General features: G+C 60.1%; 8 protein-coding genes and 1 pseudogene. 4 read left to right on the top strand and 5 right to left on the bottom strand.

The annotated features are described in order from the left end of the window. Positions 1-53: 53 nt before the first annotated feature. The 4 genes and pseudogenes from ACA049_RS02340 to ACA049_RS02325 form a co-directional block, all read right to left on the bottom strand. On the bottom strand, positions 54-785 hold the full coding sequence (locus tag ACA049_RS02340) for a methyl-accepting chemotaxis protein (protein WP_497336756.1): 732 nt from the start codon (positions 783-785) through the stop codon (positions 54-56). Positions 786-917: 132 nt separating this feature from the next. Further along, a pseudogene (locus ACA049_RS02335) lies at positions 918-1,946 on the bottom strand (HAMP domain-containing protein); the annotation flags it as partial. A gap of 145 nt (positions 1,947-2,091) precedes the next feature. After that, entirely contained in the window at positions 2,092-2,394 is a 303-nt protein-coding gene (locus ACA049_RS02330) for a cell division protein ZapA (RefSeq protein ID WP_010464343.1), read from the bottom strand. After that, positions 2,391-2,621, bottom strand: coding sequence for a hypothetical protein (locus ACA049_RS02325; RefSeq protein WP_090176480.1), 231 nt, complete (start codon positions 2,619-2,621; stop codon positions 2,391-2,393). Before ACA049_RS02325 ends, ACA049_RS02330 begins: the two co-directional genes overlap by 4 nt. A gap of 398 nt (positions 2,622-3,019) precedes the next feature. Here ACA049_RS02325 and ACA049_RS02320 point away from each other — a divergent pair, with 398 nt between their 5' ends. The 4 genes from ACA049_RS02320 to selO all read left to right on the top strand — a co-directional run bounded on the left by ACA049_RS02320 (position 3,020) and on the right by selO (position 11,481). Continuing rightward, positions 3,020-4,645 (top strand): methyl-accepting chemotaxis protein, encoded by a 1,626-nt coding sequence (locus tag ACA049_RS02320; protein ID WP_497332814.1) that lies wholly within the window; start codon positions 3,020-3,022, stop codon positions 4,643-4,645. Positions 4,646-4,841: 196 nt separating this feature from the next. Next, a complete protein-coding gene (locus tag ACA049_RS02315) occupies positions 4,842-6,584 on the top strand; it encodes a potassium/proton antiporter (RefSeq protein ID WP_497332812.1) in 1,743 nt (580 codons plus the stop codon). A 34-nt stretch (positions 6,585-6,618) separates the two neighbouring features. Then, positions 6,619-9,969 carry a mechanosensitive channel MscK gene (gene mscK, locus ACA049_RS02310; protein WP_497332810.1) on the top strand — a complete coding sequence of 1,117 codons (3,351 nt, stop codon included), beginning with the start codon at positions 6,619-6,621 and terminating at the stop codon, positions 9,967-9,969. A gap of 48 nt (positions 9,970-10,017) precedes the next feature. Then, positions 10,018-11,481 carry a protein adenylyltransferase SelO gene (selO, locus tag ACA049_RS02305; RefSeq protein WP_497332808.1) on the top strand — a complete coding sequence of 488 codons (1,464 nt, stop codon included), beginning with the start codon at positions 10,018-10,020 and terminating at the stop codon, positions 11,479-11,481. 6 nt (positions 11,482-11,487) lie between these two features. Here selO and ACA049_RS02300 read toward each other — a convergent pair whose 3' ends face one another. Next, on the bottom strand, positions 11,488-11,889 hold the full coding sequence (locus tag ACA049_RS02300; protein WP_497332806.1) for a helix-turn-helix domain-containing protein: 402 nt from the start codon (positions 11,887-11,889) through the stop codon (positions 11,488-11,490). Positions 11,890-11,942: the final 53 nt, after the last annotated feature.

Genomic DNA, 11,942 nt, shown 5'->3' with positions numbered 1-11,942 from the left:
CCGTGTAGGAGCTGTCGAGTAAAACGAGGCTGCGATCTTTTGACCTTGACCTCTTAACTCAACCTGAAACCACCCATCTGCCGCGCCAAATCATCCGCCAACCGCTGCAACGTCTGACAGTCTTCACGGCAAGCTCTGACCTCTCCGGCCGTCGCCCGAGCCAGATCGGAAATCCCCTGCACGTTCCGGTTGATCTCTTCCGTCACCGCCGACTGCTCTTCCGTCGCCGTCGCCACTTGATGGTTCATGTCGCTGATGCGCTCGACCTGACCGGTAATCGCCGTCAACGACGCGCCAGTGCGCTGACTCGATTCGACGCCGGTACCCGTCGCTGCTTGCCCGGAATGCATGGATGAAACCGCATTCTCTGCGCCCTGCTTGAGGCTGCCGATCATCTGCTGGATCTCGTCGGTCGACGATTGCGTGCGCCGCGCCAAGGTCCGCACTTCATCCGCCACCACCGCGAACCCGCGCCCCATGTCCCCGGCCCGCGCGGCTTCGATGGCCGCGTTCAGTGCCAGCAAGTTGGTTTGCTCGGAAATTCCGCGAATCACTGCCAGCACCTGATCGATGGACGCGACCTGATTAGCCAATTCGCCCACCGCATTGGCGGCGAGGCCGATTTCATCGGACATGCTTTCTATATGGCGGATCGATCCACCGACGACTTCCCGAGCCTGCATCGCTTCATCGCGAGCGTTCTGCGAAGCAACGGCGGCGTTACCCGCGTTCTGGGCAATTTCCTGCACGGTCAAGCCCATCTCATGAACAGCCGTGGCGACCATGTCGGTCATTTCCTGCTGACGACCCGAACGTTCGGCGGTGTTGTCCACCACCCGCGCCACCTGCCCAACGGCCGTGCGCAAACGATCGCTGGTGGTCAGTACTTCGCCGATCATTTCGCGCTGACTGTCGAGGAATCGATTGAAGCCGCGAGCCAGGTCACCCAGCTCATCGGCACGGCTGGAATCTAACCGGTGGGTCAAATCTCCCCCACCGCTACCGATGGCAACCAGCGCGGCTGTTACCTGACGGATCGGCCGCACCAACCCGCGAGCCAGCAACACCACCAGCAACAGACACACCAGCGCCACCGCCAGACCAATGCCGCTGCTCATCCACATGGCCCGACGGGCTTCCGCGTAGATCTGCGACTGCGGCACTTCGGCCACCAGAGTCCAGCCCAGGTCCCGTAACGGCAGGCTCAACGCCAGATAATCTTCGCCGTCGCGAACGAAGCTGCTGTTAGTGGCAACTTTTTGACCCATGACCGCTTGTGCGGCGGGGGCGCCGATTTGCTCGGCCAGGGTGCGCTTACCGCTGAATTGCGCCTCGGGGTGAACCTGGATCAAACCGTCGGAACGCACGAGATAGACCTTGCCGCGCTCACCGAAGTTGAAGTTGTGGATCAGCTCCGACAGCTCTTTCATGCTCAACCCGAGCCCGGCAACTCCCACGACTTTACCGGCCTGCTCGACCTTGAGGTCGATGAACAGCGCCAATTCTCCGGTCGCGGTGTCATTGTCGATATTGAGGGTGCGCGGCTGGTTGCTGTCGAGGAAAGCGTAGAACCAGGCGTCTTTGGGGTTGGAACGGCTGAGGGTCCGGTCCAGGCCTTTTTCCGTGAAATAGTGGTTTGAAGCGGTGCCGACAATCAGCGCGGTAAAGGCTTTGTGTTCGGCGCGGATGCCTTCCAGGTACTGGACGAATGCATCGGTTTGGGCACTGTTTTCACCTCCGGCCAGCCAGTCGCGCACCATGCTGTTGCTGGCGATGTCCTTGGCGGCGGTGAGGGGTTGGACGAGGATTCGTTCGATGTCGTTGCGCATCGCCTCGATGCTCGACGGCAGTGCCTGCTCGACCAGATAGCTCTGGGCGAGACGGTTGACCACGAGGGTATAAATGCCAACCACGATCAGGATGCTGACCAGCAGGGCGGTGCCCATGCTGAGGATCAACTGCCATTGAATACTGCGTCGCCAGAACTGCATGGAGCACCCCCAAAGAATAAGAGGCTGAAACACTGCAACAGCCGTGCCGATTGTATACAACTCAAACGACAATCTATTCTTTGGTTGTGCGCAAAGCCGATCAGGCCTGATTGATCGTCTTGGAGATCACTTCAACCGTGGCGCTGACTTGCTCTTGGTAACGGTCGAGTTCCTGCTTGTGCTGCTTCTGCATTTCAATCTGCTGGGAACACAGATTCATCGCGGCCAGCACCAGCAGGCGGTCACCGATCAGCGTCGGGTACTTTCTTTTGGTGTCGGCCAGGGCAGCTTTCAACATCATTGCGGCGTCCAGCAGGGTTTGCTCTTCCCCGGCCGGCGCCTTGATCGAATAGTCCTCCCCCAGGATCGAGACGACTTTTACCCCTGCGGCGCCGTGATTCATGCGCTGACCGGGCCGGCGCTGACGCGCTCAACCAGGGCCTGGATGCGGGCCGCGGTGGCGCCTTGTTTCTCTTCCTGTTCCATCAGGTTCAGTTGCAGGCTTTCGTTTTCATCCTTGGCCTGGGCCAGTTCTGCACTCAAGGTCTGGTTGGTGGCGAGCAGGCTCTGGTTCTGTTGCACCAGGTCGCTGACCAGCTGTTCCAATTGGCTTAGGGATGCTTCCAACATTTTGATTTTCCAAGCATTTTCAAGGGGCGCGTACGATAAAGAAAAGTCACCACGGATGCCAGGGTTATTCGGGCGCAAGGCCTTGATTTTCCTGGCGGGCGACCTTCCTCGCGAGTTTTAAAGACTGTGATTGGCGGATCTGGTTCCTGCACTTCGTCGCCCGATCAAAAGCAGCGTACGAACACCTGTAGGTGCGAAGCTTGCTCGCGAAGGTGGTTAACGCGTGCTGTCTGGGTAAACCCGTCGCCTGGGTATTTTTGCGAGCAAGCTTCGCTCCTACAGGTAACGGCTGTCTGCGACAAAACCGCGCAGGCCCTCAAGACTTTAGTCGTATGACCGATAAGTCACTCATACGTCAGCTTCAGCGCCGCACGGGTGCGCTCACTTTGGTAAACAGCATGTCCCTTCGTAATATGAATATCGCACCGCGGGCGTTCCTCGGTTTCACCCTGATTGGCGGTTTGATGCTGGTTCTGGGGGTGTTTGCCTTGAACCAGATGAGCAAGATTCGCGGCGCCGGTGAGAACATCGTCGAGAGCAGCGTGCCGAGCATCAAGGCGCTGGATGAGTTCACCCAGCTGACGCTGCGCCTTCGGGTCCTGTCCTATCGCTTGTTGACCAACCGCGAACCCGACATACAGCAAAAGACCATCGAGCTGTTCGACCAGCGCAATCAACAGATCCGTGCCGCTCAGTCCGAGTATGAAAAATTCATCAGCAACCCTGAAGAGCGTGCAGCCTACGACCAGTACGTGCAGTTGCTTGGCCAGTATCGCCAGCTTGAAGACCGGATGAAGAGCCTGTCGCGCAACAACCAGGTGGAAGAACTGCGCACCTTGCTCAACACCGATCTGTTGAACAACTCTGAAGCCGTCAACGCGGTGCTCAACCGCCTGATGCTGATCAACAACCAACAGGCGGTCGATCTTAATCAGCAAGCATCCGATCAGTATTCCTCGGCATTCAACCTGGTCGTCACCCTGCTGGTGATCGCCACCGGCCTGACCCTGCTGTTCGCCTGGCTGCTGACCAACAGCATCACCAAACCCATCGCCAACGCCCTGAGCGCCGCTGAAGAAATTGCCGAAGGCAACCTGACTCGCCCGATCCATGTCGATGGCGACGACGAAGCCGGCCGCCTGTTGCTGGCCATGTCGAAGATGCAGGACAAGCTGCGCGACACCCTGCAGCGGATTTCCGGCTCGGCTACGCAACTGGCGTCCGCCGCTGAAGAACTCAACAGCGTCACCGACGAAAGCGCCCGTGGCCTGACCCAGCAGAACAACGAAATCGAGCAAGCCGCCACTGCGGTCAATGAAATGACCAGCGCCGTGGAAGAAGTCGCGCGCAACGCGGTGAGTACTTCCGAAGCCTCGAAGAACGCCACCACCTCGGCCGGCGACGGTCGTGACCTGGTGCAGGAAACCGTCAGCGCCATCGAACGCATGAGCGCCGATGTGCAGAGCACCGCGACCCTGATTGGCGATCTGGCCAATGAGTCCCGAGACATCGGCAAGGTGCTGGACGTGATTCGCGGCCTGGCTGACCAGACCAACCTGCTGGCCTTGAACGCCGCGATCGAAGCCGCGCGTGCCGGTGAAGCCGGGCGTGGTTTCGCGGTGGTGGCGGATGAGGTTCGTGCCCTGGCGCATCGCACTCAGCAGTCGACCAGCGAAATTGAACGCATGATCGGCAGCATCCAGAGCGGTACCGAACACGCGGTGGATTCGATGCGTAACAGCACCGAACGTGCCGAATCGACCTTGAACATCGCGCGAGGCGCCGGTCTGTCGCTGGACACGATCAACAGCGCCATTGTCGAGATCAACGAGCGCAACCTGGTGATCGCCAGCGCGGCTGAAGAGCAGGCGCAGGTTGCCCGCGAAGTGGATCGCAACCTGGTGAACATCCGCGATTTGTCGGTGCAATCGGCGACCGGCGCGAACCAGACGAGCGCGGCGAGTAATGAATTGTCGCGATTGGCGCTGGACCTGAACAACATGGTTGGGCGATTCAGCCTTTAAACGCAGATCGCGTTACGGCCGAAAAGATCGCAGCCTCGTTTCACTCGACAGCTCCTGCAAAGGATTCGCGTGAGGCTGCGATTTTTTGATCTGCAAAACCTTTTTGACAGCATCACATTTCAACAGGTTAGAATCGCTGGCACGCAGACTGCATGGTCAGTTTGTGCCCGCCTTTCAGCTTTCTGGAGTACTGCCTTTGAATGCGACGACCATCAACAGCCTGTTCTTGATCGGCGCGTTGCTGGTAGGTGCGAGCATTCTGGTGAGCTCACTTTCCTCGCGCCTCGGCATCCCGATTCTGGTGATTATCCTGGCGGTGGGCATGGCCGCTGGCGTCGACGGCGGCGGCATTATCTTTGATAACTACCCCACGGCTTATCTGGTCGGCAACCTCGCGCTGGCGGTGATCCTGCTCGATGGCGGCTTGCGCACCCGGGTCTCGAGTTTCCGCGTGGCGCTTTGGCCCGCGCTGTCGCTGGCCACCGTCGGGGTGCTGATCACGACTGCACTGACCGGTCTGGTCGCCGCCTGGCTGTTCAACCTGAACCTCATCCAGGGTTTGCTGATCGGCGCCATCGTCGGCTCCACCGATGCCGCGGCAGTATTCTCGCTGCTGGGCGGCAAAGGCCTGAACGAACGGGTAACCGCCAGCCTCGAAATCGAATCCGGCAGCAACGATCCGATGGCGGTGTTTCTCACCGTGACCCTGATCGACATGCTCGCCAGCGGCCAGACCGGCCTGCATTGGAGCCTGCTCGCGCACTTCGTGCGTGAGTTCGGCATCGGTGCCGTCATCGGCCTCGGCGGTGGCTGGGTCATGCTGCAACTGGTCAACCGGATCAACCTGGCCAACGGCCTCTATCCGATTCTGGTGATTGCCGGCGGCCTGGTCGTGTTCGCCCTGACCAACGCCCTGCATGGCAGCGGCTTCCTGGCGGTTTATCTGTGTGGCCTGGTGATCGGCAACCGCCCGGTGCGCAGCCGTCACGGCATTCTGCACATGCTCGACGGCATGGCCTGGCTGGCACAGATCGGCATGTTCCTGGTGCTGGGGCTGCTGGTGACGCCGCACGACCTGTTGCCGATCGCCCTGCCCGCTCTGGGCCTGGCCTTGTGGATGATTCTATTTGCACGACCGCTGTCAGTGCTGGTCGGCCTGCTGCCGTTCAAGGCGTTCCATGGCCGCGAAAAGGCGTTTATCTCCTGGGTCGGATTACGCGGCGCGGTCCCGATCATTCTGGCGGTGTTCCCGCTGATGGCCGGCCTGCCAAATGCCCAGCTCTATTTCAACCTCGCCTTCTTTATTGTGCTGGTGTCGCTGCTGGTGCAGGGCACGAGCCTGCCGTGGGTGGCGAAGCTTTTGAAAGTGACCGTTCCGCCGGAGCCGGCGCCGATCTCGCGCGCAGCGCTGGAAGTGCATGTCACCAGCGAGTGGGAGCTGTTCGTTTATCGCCTCGGTGCCGAGAAGTGGTGCATCGGTTCGCCCCTACGCGAGCTGAAAATGCCCGAAGGCACGCGGATCGCCGCCCTGTTTCGTGGCCAGCAACTGCTCCATCCGTCGGGTAGTACAGTGCTCGAAGTCGATGATCTGCTGTGTGTTATCGGCCATGAACACAACCTTCCAGCCCTCGGAAAACTCTTCAGCCAGGCACCGCAACGCGGCCTCGATTTGCGCTTCTTCGGCGACTTCGTACTCGAAGGAGACGCCCAGCTGGCTGCGGTTGCGGCGCTGTACGGGTTGAAAGTCGAAGGCATCGATCCGGACATGTCCCTGGGCCGTTTCATTGCCCAGAAAGTCGGCGGCGCTCCCGTTGTCGGCGACCAGGTGGAGTGGAACAACACCATCTGGACCGTTGCGGTCATGGAGGGGAACAAGATCGGCAAAGTGGGCGTCAGATTCCCCGAAGGAAGTCGCCCGGGTCCGGGCTTGTTCCTCTAAACTCCACACTTCGTCTCGTTTTCGATCGGTCTCTATGTCAACCCTGCGCACTTTTTTCATCATGGCCCTGCTGGGCTTGAGTCTTTCTGTCGGTACGTTGCAAGCGGCCGAACCGCCAACTGCCGAAGCCGTGCAGGCGAATCTGGACAAGATCGCCGATCGCAAACTGCCGGAAGCAGATCAGAAAGCCTTGCAGGGCATCCTGCAAAGCACGCTGACCCAGCTGAATAACAAGCGCGATTACGATCAAAAACTGATCGATCTGAAGCAGCAGCTGGCCACCGCGCCCCGGCAGGTCATCGAGAACCAGCGGGAACTGGCTCGACTCAAGGCCAGCAAGGCGCAGCCGGTTGCGCAGCGCTACGCCAACCAGTCGGTCCAGCAGCTCGAGCAAGTGCTCACCGAGCGCTCGACCCAGCAAAGCGATCTGCAGAAAGCCCTGGCCGACGCCAACAGCCTGGTGATTACCGCCCAGACCCGTCCCGAGCGCGCCCAAGCCGAAATCTCGGCCAGCCAGACGCGCATCCAGCAGATCAACAACATCCTCAAAACCGGCAAGGATGCCGGCAAGACTTTAAGCGGCGAGCAGCGTGACCAGCTTAATGCCGAGCTCGTGGCCCTGAACGCGCTGATCCCGCTGCGTCGTCAGGAACTGGCCGGCAACAGCCAGTTGCAGGACCTGGGCAACAGCCAGCATGACTTGCTCGAGGAAAAAACCGATCGCCTGGATCAGGAGATCCAGGAGCTGCAAACCCTGATCAACGAGAAGCGCCTGGCCCACTCCCAAGAGGCGGTGACCCAGCAATCCATCGAAGCGCAAAAGTCTGGCAGCAGCAGCTTGCTGGCCACCGAAAGCTCGGCGAACCTGAAACTCTCTGACTACCTGCTGAAAAACACCGACCGCCTCAACGCCATCACCCAGCAGAACCTGCAAATCAAGCAGCAACTGGACAGCGTGACCCAAAGCGATTCGGCCCTCGACGAGCAGATCAACGTATTGAAGGGCAGCCTGCTGCTCTCCAAGATTCTCTACAAACAGAAGGCTGCCCTGCCGCGCCTCAAGCTCGACCGCGACCTGGCCGACCAGATCGCTGACATTCGCCTGTTTCAATTCGAAGTCAGCCAGCAGCGCGAACTGCTCAACAACCCGGCGACCTATGTCGACAATCTGTTGGCGACCCAGCCGCCGGAACAAGTCACCCCGCAGCTGCGCAAGAGCTTGCTGGAGCTGGCCACCACCCGCGCCGACCTGCTGGAACGCCTCAACCGCGAACTGAGCGCGGTGCTCAACCAATCCATCACCCTGCAGCTCAACCAGAAACAACTGCTCAGCACCACGCAAAGCCTGCGGGCGACGCTTGACGAGCAGATGTTCTGGATCCCCAGCAACAAGCCGCTGGATCTGGAATGGATGCACGGCGTGCCGGAGCGTCTGCAACGGCAGGTCACCACGCTGCCGTGGGCTTCCAGCCTGAGCGAACTGAGCGATGGCCTGATCCAGCGGCCGTTGCTGTTCCTGCCCCTGGTGTTGCTGATCGGTGCCCTGCTGTGGCGACGTAAAAGCCTGTATGCCCGACTAAGCAAAGTTCACCAGGACATCGGCCACTTCAAGCGCGACAGCCAGTGGCACACGCCCCAGGCCATCCTGATCAACATCCTGCTGGCAATGCCGGTCTCGCTGGGCCTGGCCTTGTGCGGTCTGGCCTTGCAGATCGACGCCCGCGGGCAGAACGCCAACATGGGCGCGGCGCTGTTGCAAATGGCCCAGGCCTGGCTGGTGTTCTACACCGCTTACCGGATCCTCGCGCCGGGCGGCGTGGCTGAACTGCATTTCCGCTGGGAAAAACCCCAGGTCGAATTCCTTCAGGGCTGGGTCCGTCGACTCGGGCTGGTGGTGATGGCATTGGTTGCCGTGGTGGCGGTGGCCGAACTGCAACCCGCGACGCTGGCTGATGACGTACTCGGCATGCCTGTCGTGCTGATCTGCTACGCGTTGATGGCCTGGCTGCTCAGCCGCCTGCTGATCGCCAGCCCGACGCATCAGAACGCTTCGCTGTTCCGCAAAGCGGTCGGGGTCATGTTCACCGTCCTGCCCGTCGCGCTGTTCGTGGCGGTGTGCTTCGGCTACTACTACACCGCGCTGAAGCTCAGTGACCGGTTGATCAACACCCTTTACCTGCTGATGTTCTGGCTGGTGATCGAAGCCACCTTCGTCCGCGGCCTCAGCGTTGCCGCACGACGCCTGGCCTACCAGCGCGCCCTGGCCAAACGCCAGGCTGCGAAAGAGGCCGGCGACGGCGAAGCGGTGATCGAAGAGCCGACGCTGGACATCGAGAAGGTCAACGAACAGTCCCTGCGCCTGATCCGTCTGGCACTGCTGGGCGGTTTTATCGCGGCGCTGTACTGGGTCTGGTCCGATTTGATTTCGGTGTTTTCGTACCTCGACAACATCACCCTTTACGAATACACCAGCGGCACCGGTGCCAACATGAGCATGGTGCCGATCAGCATCGGCGACATGCTCGGCGCGTTGATCATCATCGGTATCACCTTTGCGCTGGCGCGTAACTTGCCCGGCCTGCTGGAAGTGTTGGTGTTGTCCAAGCTGAACCTGGCGCAGGGCAGTGCTTACGCCACGACCACGTTGCTGTCCTACGTGATTGCCGGTGTCGGTTTCGTCTCGACCCTGTCGACACTCGGCGTGAGCTGGGACAAGTTGCAATGGCTGGTGGCGGCGCTGTCGGTCGGTCTCGGTTTCGGGATGCAGGAGATTTTCGCGAACTTCATCTCCGGCATCATGATCCTGTTCGAGCGTCCGGTGCGGATCGGCGACACGATCACCATCGGCAACCTGTCGGGCACGGTCAGCAAGATCCGCATCCGCGCCACGACCATCACCGACTTCGACCGCAAGGACATCATTGTCCCGAACAAGACGTTCATCACCGGGCAACTGATCAACTGGTCCCTGACCGACACCATCACCCGGGTGACCCTCAAGCTCGGCGTCGACTACGGGTCGGACCTGGACCTGGTGAAAGAGCTGCTGCTCAAAGCCGCGCGCGATAACCCGCGCGTCCTGAAAGACCCGGAACCCCACGTGTACTTCCTGAACTTCGGTGAAAGCACCCTCGACCACGAGCTGCGCATGCACGTGCGTGACCTCGGTGACCGTAACCCGGTACTCGACGAGGTCAACCGCTTCATCAATCGTGAATTCAAGAAACAGCACATCAACATTTCGTTCCGGCAAGTGGAGGTTTACCTCAAGAATCTTCAAGGCCAGGAATACAAAATGGTGCCGATCGATCCGGAATCCAAAACCATCGTACCGCTCGTGGAAGGCAAGTCACCCCTTCAGCCGCCGCCCGCCAAGCTCGACTAACCGCCTTATCCCTAGCAGAATGCTCGGACATTCTGCTGGAGATGGCCGTTGAAAGCCCTCGACGAACTGACCTTCGATAACCGCTTCGCCCGCCTGGGCGATACGTTTTCCGCCCATGTGCTGCCCGAGCCCATCGACAACCCGCGCCTGGTGGTGGCCAGCCCCGCCGCCATGGCGCTGCTGGATCTCGACCCGGCCGTGGCTGAAACCCCGGAATTCGCCGAGTTGTTCAGTGGCCACAAGCTCTGGGCTGACGCGGTGCCTCGGGCGATGGTCTATTCGGGCCATCAGTTCGGTTCCTACAACCCGCAGCTGGGCGACGGTCGCGGTTTGTTACTGGGCGAGGTCTACAACGAGGCCGGTGAACACTGGGACTTGCACCTCAAAGGCGCCGGTCAGACACCTTTTTCGCGCATGGGCGATGGACGCGCGGTATTGCGTTCGTCGATCCGCGAGTTTCTCGCTTCCGAAGCGCTGAATGCCCTGAACATCCCGACCACCCGCGCCCTGTGCGTGATCGGCTCCGACACCCCGGTGTGGCGCGAGAAACAGGAACGCGCGGCCATGATCCTGCGCATGGCGCCGAGCCATGTGCGTTTCGGGCATTTTGAATATTTCTACTACACCAAGCGTCCCGAAAAGCAGAAAGAACTCGGTGATCACGTGCTGGCCATGCATTTCCCCGAGTGCCTGGAACAACCGGAACCGTATCTGGCGATGTTCCGCGAAATCGTCGAGCGCAATGCCGAACTGATCGCCAAATGGCAGGCTTACGGCTTTTGCCACGGCGTGATGAACACCGACAACATGTCGATCCTCGGTATCACCTTCGATTTCGGCCCGTTCGCGTTCCTTGATGATTTCGACGCCCATTTCATCTGCAACCACTCCGATGATCAGGGCCGGTATTCCTTCAGCAACCAGGTGCCGATCGGCCAGTGGAACCTCAGCGCCCTCGCCCAGGCCCTGACGCCATTCATCAGCGTCGAAGCCCTGCGCGAAACCCTCGGCCTGTACCTGCCGCTGTACCAGGCCCAATACCTGGACCTGATGCGCCGCCGCCTCGGTTTCACCACGGCCGAAGACGATGACCAAAGGCTGCTGGAGCAGTTGCTGCAACTGATGCAGAACAGCGGCGTCGATTACACGCTGTTCTTCCGCCGTTTGGGGGATGAATCACCCGAGCTGGCCGTCGCCCGCTTGCGCGATGACTTCGTCGACATCAAGGGCTTCGATGCCTGGGCCGAGCTGTATATCGCCCGGGTTGCCCGTGAAGGCGAGGTTGATCAGGAGCAGCGGCGCAAACGGATGCACGCGGTCAATCCGCTGTACATCCTGCGCAACTACCTGGCGCAGAAGGCCATCGATGCCGCGGAAAGTGGCGATTATTCAGAGGTTCGGCGACTGCACGCGGTGCTGAGCAATCCATTCGACGAGCAAGCGGGCATGGAAAGCTACGCCGAGCGCCCGCCGGAGTGGGGGAAGCATTTGGAGATCAGTTGTTCGTCGTGAGGCGGGTCAGATAAAGACGCCTACCGGCACATTGAATCGCTCGGCCAACCAGCGGATCTGCCGCAGGTTGAGCTGGCGCTTTCCACTCAGGATCTCGGAAACGACCGACTGTGGGCCGACACCCGGCAAGTCGCTTTGAGTCAATCCATGTTCACGCATCATGTAACCAAGCACTTCGGCACCTGTGGCTTCGGGCATTGGGTGATGCTTGTGATCCCATTCCTCAATCCAGTCACCGATGATGTCCACCAGACTCATTAGAGGATGCGACTCATCAACTCCAGTCATCTCGAGTAACTCGTCGAGTGCCTGAACCAGCGTGTCATAGTCGTCTTCGTTTTTGGGTTTGCGTAGCAATGGCGATACGAACTCCCAGTGCTCGGCCGCATTTTTGATCAGAACGCTCATGTTCTTCCCTCCTTCCAATTACCGCGCTCATATTCGCGGTGATCCAGCACATG

This window comes from Pseudomonas sp. LBUM1662, assembly GCF_059695915.1.
The sequence above is the reverse complement of the archived record's forward strand: the minus strand, read 5'-3'. Positions and strand labels throughout refer to the sequence as shown.

Excerpts from the sequence above, each read along its gene's own strand:
- ACA049_RS02300 (WP_497332806.1), bottom strand. The coding sequence starts at position 11,889 with ATGAGCGTTCTGATCAAAAATGCGGCCGAGCACTGGGAGTTCGTATCG.
- ACA049_RS02325 (WP_090176480.1), bottom strand. The coding sequence starts at position 2,621 with ATGTTGGAAGCATCCCTAAGCCAATTGGAACAGCTGGTCAGCGACCTG.
- mscK (WP_497332810.1), top strand. The coding sequence starts at position 6,619 with ATGTCAACCCTGCGCACTTTTTTCATCATGGCCCTGCTGGGCTTGAGT.
- ACA049_RS02340 (WP_497336756.1), bottom strand. The coding sequence starts at position 785 with ATGGTCGCCACGGCTGTTCATGAGATGGGCTTGACCGTGCAGGAAATT.
- ACA049_RS02330 (WP_010464343.1), bottom strand. The coding sequence starts at position 2,394 with ATGAATCACGGCGCCGCAGGGGTAAAAGTCGTCTCGATCCTGGGGGAG.
- ACA049_RS02320 (WP_497332814.1), top strand. The coding sequence starts at position 3,020 with ATGTCCCTTCGTAATATGAATATCGCACCGCGGGCGTTCCTCGGTTTC.